This is a genomic window from Monashia sp. HAY1-5C, assembly GCF_056755255.1.
This window is the reverse complement of sequence record NZ_JBPGXG010000085.1, coordinates 1-20,650: the sequence shown is the minus strand read 5'-3', so window position 1 is coordinate 20,650 and position 20,650 is coordinate 1. Positions and strand designations below refer to the sequence as shown.

The following is a 20,650-nucleotide window of genomic DNA, read 5'->3' as shown; positions in this document are numbered from 1 at the left end:
CAGGTACACCGCGGCCGACTACCAAGGACTGGGCGGCGGGGCAGCAGACCTCCTACGCCATCAAGAGCCTGGACACCGGGAAGTACCTGACGATCCAGAACTACGAGGGTGCGAAGGGCAGACCGTACTACTCGAAGTCCGGGGCGGACTACCTCGTCACGGCCACGGCAGCCGATGCAGCGTGGAACGAGCGCTTCTCCATCAAGGGCTATCCCGCATCCGGGAAGTACACGATCGCGAGCCACCTCGCAGCCCTGCGCGACGGCGCCGAGGCGGCCGTGTCCCCCGTGCACGCGAGTGGAAGCGGTCTAGCGGTCACACCCGGTGACCGGACCCAGCACCTGTTCACCTTCACTCCCGTGCAGTCCGAACTGCTCGAGGTCCAGCAGTCGGTCACGGGCTCGTCGGTCCGCCTCGCCTGGCTTCCGGTCCACGGTGACACGAATGCCGCCCACTACACGGTCGACGGCGACGCCGTGGCTTCCTTCGACGGAAAGGTGCTCGCAGCCACGCTCAACGGCGTCACGACGGGCGTGCACGAGTACACCGTCCGATACGACGGTGGGCCCGCTGCGGTCACGACCACGGTCGAGGTGCAGATCTTCAACCACCCGGGGGTCTCGCTGACGGGTGCGCAGCTGGAGGCCATGCACGACCACATCGCGAAGAAGGAGGAACCCTGGTACTCCGACTACCTGCGCCTGAAGAACTCGGTTCCGTACTCGATGTCGTCGCCGGACTTCCAACCGGTCTTCCGCACCGCCGTCGGCCGCGGGTCGCCCGTGGGATCGGGGAACATCTCCGACTACGAGACCTCGGGCGCCGCCGCCTACTTCCTCGCACTGCGGTGGGTGATCACGGGCGACGACCGATACGCGCAGAAGGTGGTCGAGATCCTCGACGGCTGGTCATCGACGCTGAAGCAGATCGACGGTCGCGACCAGATCCTCGGGGCAGGCCTCGCCACGCTGAAGTACGTCAACGCGGCTGAGATCGTCCGCTACTACCACGGCGGATACGCCGGCTACTCGGACGCGGGGTTCGCCTCGTTCCAGCGGCTCATGCTGGATGTCGTCTACCCCGACATCCAGGATGCAGGCGCCCCGATGATCGCCAACGGGAACTGGGACGGCGCGGCGATCGCCTCGCTCGAAGCGATCGGGGTGCTGACCGACAGCAAGCCGATCTTCGACCGAGCGATCTCGATGTACAAGAGCCCCTTCATCAACGGATCCATCGAGAACTACGTCACGGACTGGGGGCAGGTGCACGAGAGTGCCCGCGACCAGGCGCACGCGCAGCTCGGTCTCGGGCTCATGGCCGACATCTCGAGGATCGCGGAGAGCCAGGGTGTCGACCTGTGGAGCCTGGACGACAACAAGCTGGCTCGGGCGTTCAACTGGGTGGCCCAGTACAACCTCTTCAGTGGGGAAGGGGACCTGCGCGCCGAGCCTGTGCCGAACATCTTCGGCCGTACCGACGGCTCCGCCTACTGGACCACGATGGACGAGCAGTCGATCCTGCGAGGTCAGCTCCGGCCGGTCTACGAGAATGCGCTCGCGCACTACTCGAAGGTTCCCGGCGTGGACACCACGTGGCTGCAGCGGGCGGCGCAGGCGTCGCGACCCGAGAGCTTCGTCCATTTCGACAACGTGAACTTCGACACGCTGACCATGTACAACGGGCCGGCAACCGGCGCGGTGGCCCCGTACCTCCAGCTGCGAACCATGCTCACGCCGTGGTACCAGCGCACGTGGGGTGAGGTCAGCAAGTGGGGCGACGCGCCACTCGCCGCACGGACACTGACCCCGGGAGGGACGATCCCCGCTGACTACGCCACGGAGACGCTGAACTCCTACCTGGCGGTGCAGGACGACTCCACAGTCGCCGTGAGTGCCGAGCAGAAGCACGCGCCGTACTTCCGCTTGGTGACCAATCCGGACGAGACCTATTCGCTCCAGGATGCGACGACCGGGCGCTTCCTCAGCGTCACCTCGACGACCGTCGGGGGCGAGAACGTCATCGCTGCCGGGCCGCTCGAGGTGGGGGAAGCGGAGAAGTTCGCGGTCCGCAGCACCGGCGTCGGGCGCTATTACCTGGCGCACGACGGGCGTCTGGTCGACCTGGCGGTCGAGGGATCGCCCTCCACGCCGAACGACGCGAAGGTCCGCCTTCGGCTCAGCACTCAACAGGAGACGGCGACGCCGGCATCCACGGCCGCGAACTCGTTGTTCTTCTCGTTTGCGACGCCGATCGCCACGGATGCGTCGGCATCCGTGGTCCGGCGATCCGCAAGCCAGAACGATCTCACGGTCACGGTGACGGATTCGATGACCGACGGGTCACAGCAGGTCGCCACCAGGACGTTCAGCATCGCGAACAACGCCGCGGGTACCTACGCGGTCGGCACCCATCACGTCTACTGCGACACGAAGGGCAACGTGCAGGTCCGGGAGTGCCGCGTCGTTGACTGACTCCGCCGAAGGGTGGAGCGCGGCGGCGCTCCACCCTTCGCTGGTACCGCTGCCAAGGCGGCCTCGAGCGGCTCGGTCGGGCCGCGCACCGGGGTGCAGTAGTGGCTAGGGCTCCTCGTGTGACGCCGCGCGCCCGTGGAACGCCCACCTGCTCACCACTGCAGGAACCAAGGGGCCGGCCACGAGCAGGAGGGCCGGTCTCTGGCCGACCAGCGCCATCCAGGCGAAGGTGAGCACCGCACCGCCCGCCGCAGCGAGGGGGGAGCGCATCAGGACGGCAGGCAGCAAGCGCGCGGCCCGGCGCACGGTCGGAGGGTTCGCGTGAGACGCGCACTCGAGCACCGCCAGCCACGTGGCCGTCGCCACGGCGGTCGCGACGAGGAGGAAGGCCAGCGCGACGGCGGCCACGGGGGTGGCCACCTGGAGCCAGAAGACCGCTGAGAGCACGGCGCCGGCAGAACCCACTGCGAGCACCAGCCCGACCAGCGTCCAGTCCCGAAGGGCGCGCGACCATGATCGCCAGAAGGCTGCCAAGGGAGCGGGTTCCTCATCCCTCAGAACCCGCTCCAGCACGCGTTGGAGGGCGATCGCGGACGGTGCCGCCGTCACCACGGGCAGTGAGGCCAGCAGTGCGAGCAGGTTGAGGAGGACGAGGTAGCCGGGAAGAGCGAGCCATCTGGGCAGCTCCCCGGGGCTGGTCGGCCGTGCGGCCGGTCTGCCGTCGGGCCTCGGCCGGCTGGGCGACATGCGTGGCTCCTATCGTTGGCACCGTGTGCCATCGACCCCTGCGGTAGCGAACTGGGTTGCAAAGGAAGCGGGAAAGGGCTTGCCCGTCCGATCAACCTACACCTATAGTTGGCGGGAAAGCGCATTCCGCTCGACGAAGTGAGGCTCAAGTGTTCAAGCGATTCGCCCCCTCCGCAGTGGTGGCTGTGGCCGCCGTCGCAGCCCTGTCCGCCTGCGGCAGCGGCAGCGGTTCCGGCGGCGGTGCCGACGACAACCCCGCATCGGCATCCGGGACCATCCGCGTGCTCGTGCCCTCGTACCCCGCGAGCAACGACGGAAAGGCGGCCCTCCAGAAAGTCATCGACGCGTTCCACAAGACGTACCCGAACGTCAAGGTCGAGCCCGACTTCGCCACGTTCGGCACGTTGAACGAGAAGATCTCCACCTCCATCGCCTCCGGCCAGGGCTACGACGTGTACGTCACCGGCATCGGCTGGATCCCACCGTTCGCATCGAAGGGGGTCTTCAAGGACCTCAGCGAGTTCGGTGTCACGAAGGACAGTCTGAGCAAGGGCGCGGCCCCGGCCCTGCCGGCCGCAGAGTACAACGGCAAGATCTACGCCGTGCCCCTCATCTTCGGGCCCAAGCCGATGGCCTACAGCAAGAAGGCCTTCGCCGCCGCCGGCCTGGACCCGACCAAGCCTCCGCAGACGTGGGCGGAGCTTCGTGAGGATGCCATCAAGCTCACCAAGCGCGACGGTGGCAAGATCACCCAGGCGGGGTTCGACTTCTGGGCCCCGCCGTCGGCCTACCGTCAGGACTTCGTCACCTTCCTGGGTTCCCTCGGGCAGCCGATGTACAAGGACGGCAAGGCGAACTTCGCCACGCCGGAGGGTGTGAAGGCGCTCGACGAGATGGCCTCGCTCATCAACGACGACAAGGTCAGTGACTTCGGGCTCGCATCCCCGGATGGCCAACCCCTCGTCTTCACCGGCAAGGCGGCCATGGGGGTGGCCGGCGGCTACGTCGACTGCGCGAAGGTGGGGCAGGCACGGTGCGACGACCTGGCGTTCTTCAACCTGAAGGAGCAGGACACCGCGATGTTCTCCGGCGGCCAGCTCGCATCCGTCGGCGCCCAGTCGCAGCTGCCGAAGGCCAGCTACGAGTTCGTCAAGCTGCTCAGCTCCCCGGAAGCGGCCTCGGACATCGCCAAGCTCAACTTCGGCGTCCCGGCCGTGGACGGCGTCGACCAGCTCGACGTCGTGAAGAGCAACCCCGCGAGCGCCTTCTCGGCCACCCAGCTGGACCACATGGTGTTCGAGGGCGGCAGCACCAACTGGCTGGAGGTCCGCAACAACTTCGGTGCGCAGCTGGACACGGTGCTGCTCGGCAAGGCCGACGCGGCCACCGTGCTGCAGGGCCTGGCGAGCAAGTAGTCACGGCGATCGACCGGAAGCAGGTCAGCATGACAGCGATCAGGACCGAGGTGGCGGGGCGAAAGACTGCCCCGCCACCGGGGGCCACGAGGCGACCCGTGAAGGACCTGCAAGCGTCGCAGAAGCGCGCCGGCTGGGTGATGCTGGCGCCGGCGCTCATCCACGCGGCGGTGTTCCTGCTCCTGCCGATGGTCATGCTCGTGGCGCTCAGCTTCACCGACTACCAGTTCCTGGGTGGCTACCACTGGGTCGGCGCCGACAACTTCCTCCAGCTCATGTCCGACGACCGCTGGCGGACGGCACTGGTCAACACGGTGCTCTACACCCTGGTGACGGTCCCCGTCGCCATGGCGGTCGCTCTGCTGATTGCGCTGGGCCTGAACTCGGGTATCCGCGCCCGGGGGGCCTTGCGCGTGCTGTACTACATGCCCCAGGTCACTGCGACGGTCGCGGTCGCGACGGTGTGGCTCTGGATCTTCCAGCCGGACGTGGGCTTGGCGAACAGCGTCCTGGGCCTCTTCGGACTGCCGCCCCAAGGGTGGCTCACCAACCCGAACCTCTCACTGCCGTCGCTGATGCTCGTGGGGGTCTGGCAGGGCCTCGGCGCGAAGATGGTCGTCTACCTGGCGGCCCTTCAGAGTGTGAGCCGGGACCAGCTCGAGGCTGCGCAGCTGGACGGCGCCAACCGGTGGCAGACCTTCTGGAACGTCACCTGGCCAGCCCTCGGCCCTGCCCACTTCTTCGTCTTCGTCACCTCGACGATCGCCTCCTTCCAGGTGTTCGACCTGGTCTTCGTCATGACGAAGGGCGGGCCCGGGTCGAGCTCGACGGTGATGACCTACGAGATCTACGAGGAGGCGTTCCAGGGCCTCAAGCTCGGGTATGCGGCTGCCCAGTCCGTCGTGCTGGTCGTGCTCATCGGCGTGTTCACGCTGGTCGGTTTGCGGCTTCAGAAGGTGAGCTCCGATGCATAGGCCGCACACCGCCCCCGGTCGCCGTGGCCGCGGCGTGTACGCCCTGACGGCCGTCATGGGTCTGGGCGCCGTCGCGATGGTCGCACCGTTCGTGTGGATGCTGCTCACGTCGCTGAAGTCGCCGTCCGAGCTCACCGAGTTCTCCTGGATCCCCGAGCAGCTGCGGTTCCAGAACTACACGGAGGCACTGGCGGCTGCCCCCTTCGCGCGCTACTTCCTCAACACGGCGCTGCTCACGGTCGGACAGACGGCCCTGACCCTGGCCTTTGCCACGTCCGCCGGCTACGCCCTTGCGTGCACGCCGATCCGGGGCCGCAAGGCGCTCAACGCGTTCGTCGTCGTCCTCATCATGGTGCCGTTCTACGCGATCCTCATCCCAGAGTTCCTCGTGGTGAAGTCCATTCCGTTCTTCGGTGGCAACGGCATCACGGGACAGGGCGGTACCGGCTGGCTCAACTCGTGGTGGGGTCTCATCATTCCGCACGCCATCGCCCCGATCTACATCTTCCTGGCGCGCCAGTTCTTCGTCAGCCTTCCGGGGGAGCTCGCCGAGGCCGCCCGGGTCGACGGGCTGTCCGAGTACGGGGTCTTCGTCAGGATCATGCTGCCGCTCATCAGACCTGCCGTGATCACCATTGCGGTCTTCCAGATCGGGGCTGCGTGGAACAGCTTCCTGTGGCCTCTGCTCATCACGCGGGACGACTCACTTCGGCCGATCCAGGTCGGCCTGGCGATCTTCTCGCAGGACCCTCTCAACGTGCAGTGGGCCTACTTGATGGCGGGCGCCTCGCTGGCGGTGCTCCCGATGATCGCCCTGTTCATCGCCGCCCAGAGGTACTTCATCGAGGGGATGGCCTCGGCCGGCCTCAAGGGCTGACCGGAGCGCGCTAGCATCTCGGAAGGCGCTTCCCGTGGCCTGCCCGCCAACTCGACGAAGGATCTGCCGTGAATGCCATGTCGCCGGGGCCGGTAACGCTTCAAGACGTCGCCAACGAGGCCGGTGTGTCCCTCGCGACCGCCTCACGCGCCTTCAACGGCAGCACCCGCAAGGTTCGGCAGGACCTCAAGGAGCGCGTCCTCGCCGCCGCGGCGAAGCTGAACTATGCGGCCAACGGACCTGCGCAGGCGATGGCGCGGGGCAGGACCAATGTGGTCGGGCTCATCGTCCACGACATCTCGGACCCCTACTTCGCCGCCATCGCCGCGGGGGTCATGCGCGCCGCGGAGGACCAGCACCTGCTCGTGACGCTCGGTAGCACGATGCGGCGTCCGGAGCGGGAGCTCGACTACGTCCAGGTGCTGCGGGGACAGCGGAGCCGGGCCGTGATCCTGGCCGGCAGCCGCGTCGACGATCCCGACCTGCTGGCTCGGTTGCGAGAGGAGTGCGAAGCCTTCGAGCGCGCCGGGGGTCGCGTCGTGGTCATCAGCCAGCAGAAGCTCCCGCTGGACACGGTCGTCGTCGAGAACCGCAGCGGGGCCAAGGCGCTGGCCCAGCAGCTGGCGTCACTCGGCTACCAGCGGTTCGCGGTCCTGGGAGGGCCGACGCGGTTGCTGACCGCCCGCGATCGCGTCCAAGGCATCCGCGACGGCCTCGCGGCAGCGGGACTGTCCGCGCCGGTGGTCCTCGAGGGTGCGTTCACGCGCGACGGCGGGCACGATGCGATGCGTGATCTCCTGACGTCCGGGGAGGGGCTCGACTGCGTCGTGGCCGTCAACGACGTCATGGCCGTCGGGGCCATGGCCGCCTGCCGGGACGCAGGACTGCGCCTGCCCGAGGACTTGGCCCTTGCCGGCTTCGATGACATCGCGACCCTTCGAGACGTGCATCCGAAGCTGACCACGGTTCGCCTGCCGCTGGAGCGTATGGGCGAGACCGCGCTCGAGCTCGTCACGACGGCCGCAGAGGGGGAGCCGCACCGCACCCGCCGAATTCGCGGCGAGGTCCTCATCCGCGAGAGCACCCCGCCCCGACCGATAGGCTAGGGCCGTCAGCCGGCGCCTGACCGGACAGGCCGGTCAGGCCATCGTCTGCAGCTGCGTGGCGGTGACCGCGCCGACGAGCTCGCGGCCCTCTGCGAGACGGACCGCGTTGTCGACGGCGTGATCCCCCAGGCGAAACAGCTCGTTGCCGACCGCGCCCGCGACGTGCGGGGTGGCGACGACGTTGTCCAGGTGGAGCAGCGGCGAGCCGTGGGGGAGTGGCTCCTCGGGGTCGGTCGTGTCCAGGACGGCGCGGAAGCGGCCGGAGACCAGCGCCGTCACGAGGGAGTCGTGGTCCACCAGGCCTCCGCGTGCCGTGTTGATGAGCGTGGCGCCCTGCCGGATGAGGCCGATGCGCCTCGCGTCGATCATGTGCCGGGTCGAGTCGAGCAGGGGAGCGTGGAGGCTGATCACGCTGCACGAGCTCAGCAGCTCGTCGAGGCCGGCGAGCCGGACGCCGAGCCGGGCGGCCTCCGGGTCGCTCACGTAGGGGTCGTGCAGCCAGATCTCCAGGTCGAACGGGGCCAGGAGCTCGAGCACGCGACGCCCGATGCTCGAGGCGCCCACCAGCCCCACGCGTCGGCCGTAGCAGCCGGCTTCCTTGAATTCCTCGAGGGTGTCGACACGGCCACCGGGGCGGTAGAGCTGCTGGGCGCGGAAGACCTCCTTGGCGCTCAGCAGGATCATGGCCAAGGTGTACTCGGCCACCGGCAGCGCGTTCACCTGCGCGGCCGAGGTGACCGCGATGCCTCGGGCCCAGACGGCCGGGTCGAGGTGGCCGCGCACGGACCCTGCGGCGTGCAGGACCCCCTTGAGGTTCGGGAGCCTCTCGAGCACCTCGGCGCTGATGCGAGGGCAGCCCCACCCGGTGATGAGGACCTCCACGCCGGCGAGGGCGGCCTCGTCCTCGTTCGAGAAGTCACGGATCGTCCGAGCCGTGTCCACGTCGTAGACGGATCTCAGGCGGGCCGCGGCGGCAGGGGTGAGGAGCCGATGTGGAAGATCGGCGGCCATGGCCAGTGCCGCTGAGCGCGTCTCGGTCATGGGGTGCTCCCGTCCGTGAGGGCACGCAGTGCCTGAGCCTCCTGGGCCACGAGGTCTGGGTTGTCGTCGACGACGAACTCCAGCAGGAGGTCCACCGGCTTCCGCGTCGCCAGGACGTCGAGGGCTGCACGCCACAGGTCGCGGCGACCCAGCAGGGGCAGGCGGTGGGTTGCCGGCCACCACGAGAACACGTGAACGGCGCTGACCGCGTCGATCACCTGGGTCAGCGTCCGGACGGCGGCAGCGTCGGGGACGTCGTTGGGAGGCTGCCAGTACGTGGAGACGGCGGGATGGTCCACCTCCCGGAGGAGATCCAGCGTGCTCTGGGCGTTGTCCGTCAGTGTGTCGGCGTGGAACTCGAACGACAGTGAGACCCCGTGTCCCGCAGCGATCTCGGCCGCTTCCCGGGTCGCCGTGACGACGCGCTGGCGCGTCGGGGGATCGGTGTGCGCCGATCCCACCGCACCGGCCCAGATGCGGACACGGTGGGCGCCGAGTCTCTGCGTCGCCTCGATGGCACGTCGGACCTGCCGGATGTCATCGACCCCCGCACGCCAGTACGAGCCGTAGGAGGCCACGCGCAGGCCGGCGTCCTCGGTGCGCCGGCGAACCTCGTCCAGCCGGGGGAGGTCACCAGGTGGCGCGTGCACGTCGGCGCCCCACTCGATGCAGCCCAGCCCCGCACGTGTTGCCACCTCGACCACGCGCTCCACGGACAGCTTCCGCAAGGTCACCGAGCACAACCCGAGGTGGCGATCTGGGACCGCATCCAGCACTGCTGACTCCTTCGGGGACCACGAACCACTCTGGCGTGAGTATGGCAGGCAACCGCTTTCCGCACCACCGCTCGCCCGGACTCCATCGTGAGCGACGGCTGGTCGCACGCGTCCGGGAAACGCTTACCGCTTCATGTTGAGAGGTGATACCGTTGATGGCAAGCGCTTTCCGCTACGTGTTGAGGACGGGACATGACATCCAACTCCATCGGCATCATCATGAACGGCGTCACCGGCCGCATGGGCTACCGGCAGCACCTCGTGCGCTCGATCCTGGCCATCCGTGACCAGGGTGGCGTCGAGCTGGCCGACGGCTCACGGGTGCAGGTCGAGCCGATCCTGGTCGGGCGCAACCCGGAGAAGGTCAAGGAGATCGCCGAGCGACACGGCGTGGACCGGTACACCACCGACCTCGACGCCGCGCTGGCCAACCCCGAGGACGAGATCTACTTCGACGCCCAGCTGACGTCCGTGCGTGAGGAAGCGATCCTCAAGGCGATCACCGCAGGCAAGCACATCTACACGGAGAAGCCGATCTCGGAGTCGCTCCAGGGCTCTCTGCGGTTGGCGCGCGCTGCCGCGGAGGCCGGTGTCAAGAACGGCGTCGTGCACGACAAGCTCTACCTGCCGGGGCTGCTCAAGCTCAAGCGGCTCATCGACGGCGGCTTCTTCGGCCGCATCCTGTCGGTCCGTGGGGAGTTCGGCTACTGGGTGTTCGAGGGGGACTGGCAGCACGCGCAGCGTCCAAGCTGGAACTACCGCTCCGAGGACGGCGGCGGCATGACCACGGACATGTTCTGTCACTGGAACTACGTGCTGGAGAACCTCTTCGGCCGGGTCGAGGCGGTCACGGCCAAGTCCGTCACGCACATCCCGCAGAGGTGGGACGAGCGGAACCAGCCGTACACCGCGACCGCCGACGACGCCGCGTACGGCATCTTCGAGCTCGAGGGCGGTGTCATCGCCCAGATCAACTCCTCGTGGGCCACGCGGGTGCATCGCGACGAGCTCGTCGAGTTCCACGTCGACGGCACCGAAGGCAGCGCGGTCGCGGGACTGCACAACTGCGTCGCCCAGCACCGAGCCGAGACGCCGAAGCCGGTCTGGAACCCCGACCTGGTCGAGTCGACCCCGTTCCGGCAGCAGTGGCACCCGGTGCCGGACAACGAGGTCTTCGACAACGGGTTCAAGGCCCAATGGGAGCAGTTCCTGCGGTACGTCCTCGGTGAGGGCGAGCACCCCTACGACTTCCTCGCAGGCGCGCGCGGTGTCCGACTGGCCGAGGCCGGGCTGGAGTCCTCGGCGCAGGGTCGGCGGATCGAGCTCGGCGAGCTGTCGGCATGACCGTCCTGGACCTGCCTCGAAGCGACGGCAGCTGGCAGCGGCTGCAGCTGCGCGAGCCCACCGCGTGGACGTCCCCGGACGCGCCGCCCCGCACCCGCATCGCGTTCGGTGCGGCCCATGTTGTCGCCAGTCCGCTCGGCGAGAACGTTCCCGGAGCGCCGGCGGTTCTCGACTGGGAATCGACCCTCGGCTTCCGCCGGCACTTGTTCGCCCATGGCCTCGGGGTCGCAGAGGCGATGGACACCGCTCAGCGCGGCATGGGTTTGGACTGGCGCACCACCCGCGAGCTGATCCGCCTTTCGGCGGCCCAGGCCGAGGCCGAGGGTGCGCGCATCGCGTCCGGCGCCGGGACCGACCACCTGGCCTTCGACGTCTCCAGCCTCGAGCAGGTCCTGGCCGGCTATGAGGAGCAGCTCGCGTTCGTCGAGTCGACCGGTTCGCAGGCGATCATCATGGCCAGCCGGCAGCTGGCGCGGCTGGCCAATGGGTTCGAGGACTACGCCCGGATCTACGACCGGTTGCTGACCCAGTCCGAGCGGCCCGTCATCCTGCACTGGCTCGGGCCCGCGTTCGACCCGGCCCTGGCCGGGTACTGGGGCAGCGACGACGTCGAGGTCGCCACGAAGAACTTCCTGTCCGTCATCGCCGATCACGCCGACCGGATCGACGGTGTCAAGGTGTCGCTGCTGAGCGCCGAGCACGAGAAGGGGCTGCGCGCCGCGCTGCCGGCGGGTGTGCGGCTCTACACCGGAGACGACTTCAACTACCCCGAGCTGATCAAGGGGGACGGCACCCACCACTCGGACGCGCTGCTGGGCATCTTCGCCGCCATCGCGCCGGCCGCTGGAGCCGCGCTGGCCGCGCTCGACGCCGGTGACCTGGCCGCCTATGACGCTGCCTTCGCACCGACCCTGCCGTTGGCGCGGCACGTGTTCGCAGCCCCGACGTACTACTACAAGACCGGCATCGCCTTCCTTGCCTGGCTCAGCGGGCACCAGCCGGGATTCACCATGGTCGGCGGCCTGCAGAGCGCACGCAGCATCGTGCACCTGGCCGACACGGTCCGGCTCGCCGACGCCGCCGGCCTGCTGCCGGACCCCGACCTGGCGGCGGAGCGCATGCGGACACTGCTCGCCGCGGCAGGACTGTGCCGGTGAGTGCCGGGCTGGAGCGGCTCTCGCTCAACCAGAAGACGACGAACTCCTGGTCGCTGCCCGAGGCAGTGGACGGGTGTGTCCGGGCAGGGCTGCAGGCCATCGGGGTGTGGCGTGAGCCGGTGGCCGACATCGGCCTGGACCGGGCCAAGGCGCTCATCGAAGCCGCCGGGCTGCGCGTGTCCTCGCTGTGCCGCGGGGGCTTCCTCACCGCGGTCGACGACGACGCGTTCGAGGCAGCCGTGGCGGACAACGTCCGCGCGATCGAGGAGGCGGCGTCGCTGGTGGCTGACTGCCTCGTCATGGTCGTCGGTGGCCTGCCGGACGGCTCCCGTGACCTGCCAGCCGCGCGAGCTCGCGTCAGCCAGGGCATCGAGCGGCTCGTGCCGGTCGCGGCCAAGCATGGTGTGCGCCTCGCGCTCGAGCCGATGCACCCGATCTTCACCGCCGACCGTGGGGTGCTGGCCACCCTCGGCGAGGCGCTCGACATCGCCGAGCCCTACCCGGCCGAGAACGTCGGCGTCGTCGTCGACTCCTTCCACGTCTGGTGGGACCCCCAGCTCGAGCAGCAGGTCGCCCGAGCCGGTCGCGCGAACCGCATCGCCAGCTTCCAGGTGTGCGACTGGATCACCCCGCTGCCTGCCGACTCGCTGCTGTCGCGTGGGATGATGGGAGACGGGCACATCGACTTCCGCCACCACTACGAGCTGGTGACGGCTGCCGGATACACCGGCGACATCGAGGTCGAGATCTTCAACGCCGAGGTCTGGGCGACCGACCCCGATGCAGTCCTGGAGACGATGAAGCGCAGGTACCTCGACGTGGTGGTGGCCTGACGATGCGTGTCGTCATCGCTCCTGACTCGTACAAGGGGAGCATCAGCGCCAGGGACGCGGCCGAGGCCATCGCTGGAGGCTGGGCCGCGATCCGTCCGTCCGACGAGCTCTGCTGCCTTCCGATGGCCGATGGCGGCGAGGGAACGCTGGATGTCATCGAGGCGAGCACGCCTGGCGCGCGACGCCTCCTCACGCGGGTGCTCGGCCCGGCAGGCCCCGCGATGGCGCCCTGGCTGCTTCTGCCGGACGGGACGGCGGTCGTGGAGCTCGCCGTGACATCCGGACTTCCGCTGCTGCCTCAACCCGACCCGCTCGGAGCTCACACGTTCGCGTTCGGGCAACAGCTGCTCGCGGCGGCCACGTGCCCGCAGGTGAAGCGGGTCGTCGCGGCACTGGGCGGATCGGCGAGCACCGACGGCGGCGCCGGTGCCCTCACTGCTCTCGGTTCTCGCTTTCTGGGACCTGGTCACCTTCGCCTGCCGCTCGGGGGGTCACACCTGGTCGACCTGACCGGCATGGACCTCTCGCGGTTGGTTCCCCCGCCGCCTGGCGGGGTCGAGGTCCTCGTGGACGTCGACGCGCCACTTCTTGGAGCGGCCGGCGCGGCCGCATCCTTCGGCCCGCAGAAGGGCGCAGGCCCGGAGGAGGTCCAGCTGCTCGAGCGCGGACTGCGGACGCTGAGTGCTGTGGTCGGCAACCACGGCGACGCGCCAGGCAGCGGCGCGGCCGGCGGTACGGCGTTCGGCTTGGCCACGCTCTGGGGCGGTCGCCTGGTCAAGGGCTCGGAGGCCATCGCGCGGCTCACCTCTCTGGACGAGCGGGCGGCGCGCGCCGACCTGGTGATCACCGGAGAAGGGCGCCTGGACGCCCAAAGCTTCAACGGCAAGGTGGTCGGCCGCGTGTCACTTGCCGCCGGGACGGCGACGCTGCTCTGGGCCGTCGTCGGTCAAGCCGCACCCGAGGCCACATCGCGTGTCGCCGAGCTCATCGTCCTGGAAGAGCTCGCCGGGTCGGCCCAGGACGCCATGGCCGACCCCGCTCGGTGGCTTCGACAGGCCGGGATGCGCCTTGCGGGCCGAGCCAGCGCCGACACCACCGGCATCTCACGAAAAGGGGCCTGACGATGACCGTCGCCCAGACCGAGCCCACCGTCGAGCACCTGCTCTGGCTCAAGGAGCACCGCCACCAGCTGTTGGAGCTCGCCCTGTCAGCCATGCATCCGGCCGGCGGCTTCGGCTGGCTCGACGGGGCCGGCGGCCTGTTCACGGACAAGGGAGTCGAGCTGTGGATCACTGCCCGGATGACCCACGTCGCAGCGTTGGGGGCACTCGAGGGAGATTCGCGGGCCGCGACCGCGGTGGACCATGGCGTCAAAGCCTTCGAGTCGACGCTGAAGGACCACGAGTGCGGGGGGTGGTTCGCGGCAGTCGACGGGGCCGGCGCTGCGAACACGGACAAGCGAGCCTATGAGCACGCCTTCGTGATCCTGGCCGCCGCCGGCGCGACAGCGAGCGGACATCCTCGAGGCCGAGCGTTGCTCGAGGAGGCGCTTCAGGTTTTCGACCAGCGGTTCTGGCGCCCCAGGGACGGTCTAGCGGTCGACGTCTGGAACCGCGACTGGAGCGAGCTGGAACCCTACCGGGGCGTCAACGCCAACATGCACACGGTTGAGGCGCTCCTGGCTGCCGCGGACATCACCGGGGATTCCACGTGGGTCGCCTACTCTGCCGCGATCGTCGAGGCAGTCGTGCATGGGTTCGCCGCCAAGTCCGCGTTCCGCCTGCCTGAACACTTCACCGAGACCTGGAGCCCGGTGTGGGACTACAACATCGACTCACCGGCCCACCCGTTCCGCCCCTACGGCGTGACCATCGGGCACCTCTTCGAATGGTCGAGGCTGACTCTGCAGGTTCGAACCGCCCTCGGCGGTGGCGCGCCCGCGTGGATGCTCAGCGATGCCGTGGCGCTCTTCGACCGCGCGGTGCTCGAGGGGTGGAACGTGGATGGCCGGGACGGCTTCGTCTACACGACGGACTACGCGGGGGTACCGGTCGTCCGCGACCGGCTGCACTGGGTTGTCACCGAGGCGATCGCGGCGGCGTGGGCGCTGTACGAGGCACTCGGGACCTCCGAGCATCTCGCCCTGTACTACACGTGGTGGGACCACGCGAAGGGGCTCTTCATCGACCCCAACAGCGGGTCATGGCAACACGAGCTCGACCCGGAGAATCGTCCTGCCAGCACGGTCTGGTCCGGCCGTCCGGACGTGTATCACGCCTACCAGGCCGCCCTGTTGCCGTCGCTGCAGAGGGTCACGTCTTTCGTTGGCGCGTTGTCGCACGCCTAGGTTTACCCCGCCAAGGCTTCGGGCACCCCACGGGCACCCAGCCCGGATCGGTGTTCCCAACGCCCGCGGATGGAGGTGCCGCAGACACGCCCTGACCTGCGGAAACGTGTGGTGCCCCCGGCAGGATTCGAACCTGCGACACCCGCTTTAGGAGAGCGGTGCTCTATCCCCTGAGCTACGAGGGCGGGGGATGGCTGAGACCCTCGCTGGAAACCTCGCTGAAAGGGTCGCTGTAACCCTCGCTGTAACGAGGCCCGTCGGGCCGACCAACGGGGACAGGCTACTGGACCGCCGCCGCGGCCCCGCACACGAGGGCGCCGGGCACGCCGGTGGACCCAGCACGCCTTTCAGGGTCTGGCCGCGCGCCGGGACGCGACCTCGAGACCCAGACCGGCGAGGCCGAGAACCACGAGCAGGACCGACGGCACGAAGATCGGATCACTCCACTCGACGTCGGGCCCGTGGGCGTTCGGAGGCGGACCCGGGTAGTCGGCAGGACTGCCCGCCCGCCCGTTCATGAACCCCACCGCCAGGGCAGCCCCGACGAGGAGCTCGACGGTGCTGAGCACGAGCGCGGGACCGCGACGCTCGTCCGGTGCACGTCGCAGAACGATGGCCGCCGTGTAGACGAAGACCCCGGCGACCAGGGCAAGCAGCAGACCCAGCGGCAGAAGCACCCCCTCCAGCTCGGCCATGGGTGACCACCCCGCCACGACCAACGCGCCGGCGAAGACCAGCGCCGCCCCACCTGTGAGCAGGTGGCCGAGGCCGATGATGCGTCCTGCGACGCTCCGGCGCCGCTGCGCGTTAGCCATGACCCATCGAAGCACTGCACGACGTGGCCAGCACGAGTTCGGGTGCTTGTTCTCCTCGCACGCCGCGGCCGTCCCGGAGCTCGCCGAACTCGGACGGCAGGGACCGCACGCCACGTCGCGGTGGCCTGCGGTCCCGCCCCTCCCCCCTATCCCTGCCGCCGGTCACCGCCGAGGTCAGGGACGGCTGTCACGGAGCGATCTGCTCCTGCCCGAAGGCACCCATGAAGCTCACCGAGTAGTGGCCGTACGTCGCCGGGACGATGAACGGGGACACCTGCCCGTCCGGGGACCCGTCGATGACGATGTACCTGTTGTTCGGGTCCTTGGGCGTCGTCGGCGACGGCGGCGTCGACGACACGATGACCCGCCAGGCCGGGTCGTAGTCCTCGTGCCCAGCGCCCGCTCCGCCACCACCTGCGCCCGCGTGGCCGCATTCCGCGATCTGCGCGTTGCCGATGCCCCACGTGTTCGTGGCGTCGCCGGGCATGAGCGCGATCCATCCCCAGATGCCGCCCAGGCCGAAGATGTTCTGGCACGGTGCGCCCGGTTTCGTGCAGTTGAGCGAGATCTCCACCTGGTAGACGGCCCCGTTGTAGTCGCTGGCCGCGCGCGCCGAGGTCGCGCCGAGCATGGTTGAGGCGCCGGCGAGACCCAGCGCGACGAGGGTCGCCGTGGCATGACGCCTGGTGAGCCCGTGTCCGATCATGAGCGGTCCTTCCGCAGAACGGCCGGCATCGGAGCCGGTCTTCCGGGCCTGTGCTGGGCCCCCGAGCCGCAGGCTGCGTGCCACGTTAGGCCGACGTCGTCGGGCGCACCGTCGAACCGGCCGGACTGACAGGACATTCGCAGGTGGGGTCCCTTAAGGGAGGGATCGGCACGTTGGTCCTCCAGCCTGCTCCCATGCGGAGCGACGCCCCGGTTACCGCCTCGCTGAACCGGCGGCGAACGCGCCGGCCCGGCCTCGCCGGGCGGGCCTCGCCGGGCGGGTGGCGCCACGCGGTAAGCATCCATCACCGCATCGACACGAACTGCTCACAGAGCCTCGCCTGCCGGTTCCCGTCCGGATGACGCCTCCCGCCTCGGGGCGGCGAACCCTCCCGTTCACCATCGACCATCAGCATCGGGAAGGACCACGCATGGCCACCGAACGCCCCTCGTCCTCCTCCGCCCTCGCGGCCGAGTCGCCCGCGCCGCCCAGACGCCGCGGCTTCCTGTTCTCCCTCCTTGCCGTCGCCCTCGCCAGCGCCTTCCTCACCTGGACGCTTCCTCGTGGCAGCGCCGACGCCCAGCCGGTCACCCTCGCCCACACCCACGAGGTGGCGCCGAGAACCGTGGCGCAGCAGGCGTTCCACGACCAGATGCGCAAGCTGTGGGAGGACCACGTCACCTGGACCCGGCTCGCGATCGTGACGTTCGCGGACGGCTCCGCCGGCTTCCCGGCGACCGCCGATCGGCTGTTGCAGAACCAGACCGACATCGGCGACGCGATCGTGCCCTTCTACGGAGAGGCGGCGGGCCAACGGCTGACGGCGCTGCTCCACGACCACATCACCATCGCCGTCGAGGTCCTGAAGGCGGCGAAGGCCGGCGACACCACCGCGTTCACTGACGCCAAGAACCGCTGGTACGCGAACGCGGACGACATCGCCGACTTCCTGGCGCAGGCCAACCCGCGGTTCTGGCCCCAGGCCATGATGCGCGACGACATGCGGGTCCACCTCGACCAGACCCTGTCCGAGGCGGCCCACGAGCTGTCCGGCAGCTACAGCGCCAGCGTGACCGACTACGAGGCGGTGCACGCGCACATCCTCCAGATGGCCGACATGCTGAGCGGCGGCATCATCGGAGCCTTTCCGAGCTCGTTCCGCTGACGCCTCCCCTGCGCGAACGGCCGGTGCGGCCGTCGCGCAGGGCATCCTGCCCCAGTCCCTGCGCGACCGGACGCCCCCGCACACGTCACCGGCCGACGTGTGCGGGGGGAGTCGCCGGGGCGGGCCAGCGGTTCGGCGCGTCCCTAGTTGACACCCGCGGAGTGCAGCGAGCCGTCGACGCGGTCGGTGCCGCGGCCGGACGTCGCCGCGGGATACTGGCCGGGCGGGACCGACAGACCGACTGACCGGACGACTCGCCGACGAAGGGCCAGCCATGGGAGGGACGCGCGCGCTGCTGTGCGCCGGCGCGTGCTGGCTCACGCTAGCCCTCCCCGGCCCCACGCTGGCCGCCTGCTCGTCCGGTGTCCCGGTGCCGGACCCCTCGACCACCATGGGCACGACTACGGCGACCATCGACGTCCTGCTGGAGACGCACTGCGGTGTGCGTTACCTCGTCGTCGACGGCGACTGGTTCGAGCGCGACGGCGGCCCGCTCGACGACGGTCGAGGCAACCCGCCGCCCGGGTGGGGCAACCCGTACCACGCCGGCCGGGTGGTGCTCAGCGACGACACCGCACTCTTCTCCGACGACGTCGGGCACCACGAGACCTTCCGGCGCCTGCCCACCGCGCCGACCATCGACTGCACCTGAGCTGCGCCTGAGCCGATGCCCTCCGCCGTGTCGCGTCCGCTCCGGAGCCCACCGCACGCGTCCGCACGCCTCCGGACGCGTCCGAGGGCTGGCATCGACGGCCGCCGACGCGGGACGCGGCACCCAGCCGACGCACAGGCGTCGGTCCCCGGCGGTGGGTTGCCGATTCGTTAGCCTGCAGGAATGACCGAAGCGCTCAGGCACGACCCTGCCCTCCCGGCCGAGTCGACCTCGGGCGACCCCCGCGCCGACCGCGTCGCGGCGGCGGTCCGCACGTGGCAGCGCGCCCTCGTCGACCTCGGTGGCCGCAACACCCTGCTGTGGTACCGCGACCTCCCCTCCGGCACGCTCGACCTCACCACCGCGCACCCCGGCGGGGTCTCGATGCTGCTCGCGGGGCGTCGTACGCGCCTGTCCGACCTGTTCCGCGAGCCTGCGGCCCTCGACGAGGCCCGCCGTCGCGCCCGCGCCATCCGCGCCAAGGCGCTCGAGCTGCGCGAGGAGCGCGGCATCGCCGCCGGGTTCGTCGCCATCGGGATGGCGACGTGGTCCGTGCCGCGGGCCGCACGGCCGCCGGCCGCGCCCGTGCTGCTGCGTGCCTGCGTGCTGCGGCCCACCGGCGCCGCGCAGGACGACTTCGAGATCGACCTGGGCCCCGAGGTGGAGTTCAACCCCGTGCTGCGCGAATACCTGCGCTCCGAACAGGGGATCGAGGTCGACGGCGACGCGCTGGCCGACCTCGCCACCGGCCCCTCCGGGTTCGATGCCCACCCCGTGTTCGCGGCGCTGCTCGAGCAGTGCGCCCACGTCTCGGACCTCGACATCGCGCCCCGGATCGTGCTCGGCACCTTCTCCTACGCCAAGCTGCCCATGGTCGCCGACCTCGCGCTGCAGGGCGGGTCGCTCGCCGACCACGATGTCGTGGCCGCGCTCGCGGGCGACGAGTCGGCCCTGGCGGCGGTGCGGCTGCGCGTGCCCGACAGCGACCCCGACCCCGACCCCGAGCACGAGTACCTCGTTCTCGACGCCGACTCCTCCCAGCACGCCGCGATCGACGCGGTCCGTGCCGGAGCGCACCTCGTCGTCAAGGGGCCTCCCGGCACCGGCAAGTCGCAGACCATCGCCAACCTCATCGCGGCGCTGGCCGCCGAGGGCAAGTCGACGCTGTTCGTCGCCGAGAAGCGCGCCGCCATCGACGCCGTCCTCACCCGCCTGGACCGTCTCGGTCTGGGCGACCTCGTCCTCGACGCCTACGACGGCCCGACGAACAAGCGCGCCACGGCGCTGCAGTTCGGCCGCAGCCTCGACGCCGCCCTCGAGCACACCGACAGCCCCAGTGACGGCACCGGCGCCGAGCTGCGGGACCGCCGGGCCCGCCTCCAGCGCCACGTCCGCGCCCTGCACGAGGTGCGCGAGCCGTGGGGCGTCAGCGCGCACGACGCCGAGCAGGCGCTCATCGAGCTCGGCATGCGCAGGCCGCCACCCACCTCCCGGGTCCGGGTCGCCGGGCGCGACCTGTCGGCGACTGGCCGGGCCCGGGCCGTCGAGCTCGGCCGTCGGCTGCGCGACGCCGCCGGCCTCGGCGCGTGGGTCCGCGACGGCGACGACCCGTGGTTCGGTGCCCGCATCCTCAGCGCCGACGACGCGTCGCGCGCCCTCGAGATCACGACGCGGTACAGCACGACCGGCCTCGACGACACCGGCAACCGCCTCAACGGCATCCTCGCCGAGTCGCAGGTGCCGGCCGCCGAGTCGATCAACGTCTGGGCCTCGGCGTTCGCGACGATGTCCCGGGTCCGCGAGACCCTCGAGGTGTTCCGGCCCGAGGTCTTCGACACGCCGCTGCGCGAGCACATCGCCGCCACCGCCACCCGCGACTGGCGCGAGACGCGCGACGTCGAGATGGGCTGGCTCGACCGCTGGCGCATCCGCCGGCAGACCCGGCGCCTGCTGCGGCCCGGCCGCCCGCCGGCCGACCTGCACGACCGGCTCGTGGCCGCGTCCGAGCAGCGCGAGCACTGGTACGCCCTCGTCGGTGGCGGCGGTCGCCCCGAGATCTCCCCACGACTCGACGAGGGCCTCGCGCTGCTCGCCGAGGTCAAGGGCGACCTCGACTGGCTCGACGCGCGGCTGCCGCAGCGCGAGGACCAGCCGCCGCTCACCGACCTGCCGCTCGACGCGCTGCGCGACCGGCTCGCCGCCCTCGCCGCACGCCCGGACC

At 70.1% G+C, this 20,650-nt stretch carries 18 protein-coding genes and 1 tRNA gene; 13 read left to right on the top strand and 6 right to left on the bottom strand.

Annotation, left to right across the window (positions count from 1 at the left end; all coding sequences use genetic code 11):
- The coding region (locus tag ACR9ZK_RS13695) for an alginate lyase family protein (protein ID WP_481342494.1) at positions 1 to 2,474 on the top strand (2,474 nt) is incomplete at its 5' end.
- Positions 2,475 to 2,579: 105 nt separating this feature from the next.
- On the opposite strand, the gene ACR9ZK_RS13690 is transcribed toward ACR9ZK_RS13695, so the two are convergent.
- Complete coding sequence (locus ACR9ZK_RS13690) at positions 2,580 to 3,221, bottom strand: DUF624 domain-containing protein (RefSeq protein WP_481342493.1); 642 nt, start codon at positions 3,219 to 3,221, stop codon at positions 2,580 to 2,582.
- A 185-nt stretch (positions 3,222 to 3,406) separates the two neighbouring features.
- Here ACR9ZK_RS13690 and ACR9ZK_RS13685 point away from each other — a divergent pair, with 185 nt between their 5' ends.
- The 4 genes from ACR9ZK_RS13685 (at position 3,407) to ACR9ZK_RS13670 (ending at position 7,593) form a co-directional block, all read left to right on the top strand.
- Positions 3,407 to 4,636, top strand: coding sequence for an extracellular solute-binding protein (locus ACR9ZK_RS13685; RefSeq protein WP_481342492.1), 1,230 nt, complete (start codon positions 3,407 to 3,409; stop codon positions 4,634 to 4,636).
- A 98-nt stretch (positions 4,637 to 4,734) separates the two neighbouring features.
- Positions 4,735 to 5,610 (top strand): carbohydrate ABC transporter permease, encoded by an 876-nt coding sequence (locus ACR9ZK_RS13680; protein WP_481342491.1) that lies wholly within the window; start codon positions 4,735 to 4,737, stop codon positions 5,608 to 5,610.
- On the top strand, positions 5,603 to 6,487 hold the full coding sequence (locus tag ACR9ZK_RS13675; RefSeq protein WP_481342490.1) for a carbohydrate ABC transporter permease: 885 nt from the start codon (positions 5,603 to 5,605) through the stop codon (positions 6,485 to 6,487). The genes ACR9ZK_RS13680 and ACR9ZK_RS13675 overlap by 8 nt, the downstream gene beginning before the upstream one ends.
- A 77-nt stretch (positions 6,488 to 6,564) precedes the next feature.
- On the top strand, positions 6,565 to 7,593 hold the full coding sequence (locus ACR9ZK_RS13670) for a LacI family DNA-binding transcriptional regulator (RefSeq protein WP_481342495.1): 1,029 nt from the start codon (positions 6,565 to 6,567) through the stop codon (positions 7,591 to 7,593).
- A gap of 33 nt (positions 7,594 to 7,626) precedes the next feature.
- Here the strand turns inward: ACR9ZK_RS13670 and ACR9ZK_RS13665 are convergent, their stop codons facing one another.
- On the bottom strand, positions 7,627 to 8,634 hold the full coding sequence (locus tag ACR9ZK_RS13665; protein WP_481342489.1) for a hydroxyacid dehydrogenase: 1,008 nt from the start codon (positions 8,632 to 8,634) through the stop codon (positions 7,627 to 7,629).
- Positions 8,631 to 9,368, bottom strand: coding sequence for a sugar phosphate isomerase/epimerase family protein (locus tag ACR9ZK_RS13660; protein WP_481342488.1), 738 nt, complete (start codon positions 9,366 to 9,368; stop codon positions 8,631 to 8,633). Before ACR9ZK_RS13660 ends, ACR9ZK_RS13665 begins: the two co-directional genes overlap by 4 nt.
- A gap of 234 nt (positions 9,369 to 9,602) precedes the next feature.
- Between ACR9ZK_RS13660 and ACR9ZK_RS13655 the strand changes: the two genes are divergently transcribed.
- Genes ACR9ZK_RS13655 through ACR9ZK_RS13635 form a run of 5 tightly spaced genes read left to right on the top strand, consistent with a single transcriptional unit; the run spans position 9,603 to position 15,091 of the window.
- Positions 9,603 to 10,754: a Gfo/Idh/MocA family protein gene (locus tag ACR9ZK_RS13655; protein ID WP_481342487.1), complete on the top strand. Its 1,152-nt coding sequence runs from the start codon at positions 9,603 to 9,605 to the stop codon at positions 10,752 to 10,754.
- Positions 10,751 to 11,911, top strand: a complete 1,161-nt coding sequence (locus ACR9ZK_RS13650; protein WP_481342486.1) for a dihydrodipicolinate synthase family protein — start codon at positions 10,751 to 10,753, stop codon at positions 11,909 to 11,911. The genes ACR9ZK_RS13655 and ACR9ZK_RS13650 overlap by 4 nt, the downstream gene beginning before the upstream one ends.
- A complete protein-coding gene (locus ACR9ZK_RS13645) occupies positions 11,908 to 12,744 on the top strand; it encodes a sugar phosphate isomerase/epimerase family protein (protein WP_481342485.1) in 837 nt (278 codons plus the stop codon). The genes ACR9ZK_RS13650 and ACR9ZK_RS13645 overlap by 4 nt, the downstream gene beginning before the upstream one ends.
- A gap of 2 nt (positions 12,745 to 12,746) precedes the next feature.
- Positions 12,747 to 13,865: a glycerate kinase gene (locus tag ACR9ZK_RS13640; RefSeq protein WP_481342484.1), complete on the top strand. Its 1,119-nt coding sequence runs from the start codon at positions 12,747 to 12,749 to the stop codon at positions 13,863 to 13,865.
- 2 nt (positions 13,866 to 13,867) lie between these two features.
- Positions 13,868 to 15,091, top strand: a complete 1,224-nt coding sequence (locus tag ACR9ZK_RS13635) for an AGE family epimerase/isomerase (protein WP_481342483.1) — start codon at positions 13,868 to 13,870, stop codon at positions 15,089 to 15,091.
- A 109-nt stretch (positions 15,092 to 15,200) separates the two neighbouring features.
- On the opposite strand, the gene ACR9ZK_RS13630 is transcribed toward ACR9ZK_RS13635, so the two are convergent.
- The 3 genes from ACR9ZK_RS13630 to ACR9ZK_RS13620 all read right to left on the bottom strand — a co-directional run bounded on the left by ACR9ZK_RS13630 (position 15,201) and on the right by ACR9ZK_RS13620 (position 16,612).
- Positions 15,201 to 15,276: transfer RNA gene (locus ACR9ZK_RS13630), tRNA-Arg, on the bottom strand.
- Positions 15,277 to 15,438: 162 nt separating this feature from the next.
- Entirely contained in the window at positions 15,439 to 15,906 is a 468-nt protein-coding gene (locus ACR9ZK_RS13625) for a hypothetical protein (RefSeq protein ID WP_481342482.1), read from the bottom strand.
- A gap of 187 nt (positions 15,907 to 16,093) precedes the next feature.
- Positions 16,094 to 16,612 (bottom strand): hypothetical protein, encoded by a 519-nt coding sequence (locus ACR9ZK_RS13620; protein WP_481342481.1) that lies wholly within the window; start codon positions 16,610 to 16,612, stop codon positions 16,094 to 16,096.
- 430 nt (positions 16,613 to 17,042) lie between these two features.
- Between ACR9ZK_RS13620 and ACR9ZK_RS13615 the strand changes: the two genes are divergently transcribed.
- The 3 genes from ACR9ZK_RS13615 to ACR9ZK_RS13605 all read left to right on the top strand — a co-directional run.
- Complete coding sequence (locus tag ACR9ZK_RS13615; protein WP_481342480.1) at positions 17,043 to 17,777, top strand: hypothetical protein; 735 nt, start codon at positions 17,043 to 17,045, stop codon at positions 17,775 to 17,777.
- A 274-nt stretch (positions 17,778 to 18,051) separates the two neighbouring features.
- Positions 18,052 to 18,429 (top strand): hypothetical protein, encoded by a 378-nt coding sequence (locus ACR9ZK_RS13610; protein WP_481342479.1) that lies wholly within the window; start codon positions 18,052 to 18,054, stop codon positions 18,427 to 18,429.
- Positions 18,430 to 18,612: 183 nt separating this feature from the next.
- On the top strand, positions 18,613 to 20,650 hold a 2,038-nt coding region (locus tag ACR9ZK_RS13605), incomplete at its 3' end, for an AAA domain-containing protein (RefSeq protein ID WP_481342478.1).

Excerpts from the sequence above, each read along its gene's own strand:
- ACR9ZK_RS13690 (WP_481342493.1), bottom strand. The coding sequence starts at position 3,221 with ATGTCGCCCAGCCGGCCGAGGCCCGACGGCAGACCGGCCGCACGGCCG.
- ACR9ZK_RS13675 (WP_481342490.1), top strand. The coding sequence starts at position 5,603 with ATGCATAGGCCGCACACCGCCCCCGGTCGCCGTGGCCGCGGCGTGTAC.
- ACR9ZK_RS13670 (WP_481342495.1), top strand. The coding sequence starts at position 6,565 with ATGTCGCCGGGGCCGGTAACGCTTCAAGACGTCGCCAACGAGGCCGGT.
- ACR9ZK_RS13665 (WP_481342489.1), bottom strand. The coding sequence starts at position 8,634 with ATGACCGAGACGCGCTCAGCGGCACTGGCCATGGCCGCCGATCTTCCA.
- ACR9ZK_RS13655 (WP_481342487.1), top strand. The coding sequence starts at position 9,603 with ATGACATCCAACTCCATCGGCATCATCATGAACGGCGTCACCGGCCGC.
- ACR9ZK_RS13650 (WP_481342486.1), top strand. The coding sequence starts at position 10,751 with ATGACCGTCCTGGACCTGCCTCGAAGCGACGGCAGCTGGCAGCGGCTG.
- ACR9ZK_RS13640 (WP_481342484.1), top strand. The coding sequence starts at position 12,747 with ATGCGTGTCGTCATCGCTCCTGACTCGTACAAGGGGAGCATCAGCGCC.
- ACR9ZK_RS13635 (WP_481342483.1), top strand. The coding sequence starts at position 13,868 with ATGACCGTCGCCCAGACCGAGCCCACCGTCGAGCACCTGCTCTGGCTC.
- ACR9ZK_RS13625 (WP_481342482.1), bottom strand. The coding sequence starts at position 15,906 with ATGGCTAACGCGCAGCGGCGCCGGAGCGTCGCAGGACGCATCATCGGC.
- ACR9ZK_RS13620 (WP_481342481.1), bottom strand. The coding sequence starts at position 16,612 with ATGATCGGACACGGGCTCACCAGGCGTCATGCCACGGCGACCCTCGTC.
- ACR9ZK_RS13615 (WP_481342480.1), top strand. The coding sequence starts at position 17,043 with ATGGCCACCGAACGCCCCTCGTCCTCCTCCGCCCTCGCGGCCGAGTCG.
- ACR9ZK_RS13610 (WP_481342479.1), top strand. The coding sequence starts at position 18,052 with ATGGGAGGGACGCGCGCGCTGCTGTGCGCCGGCGCGTGCTGGCTCACG.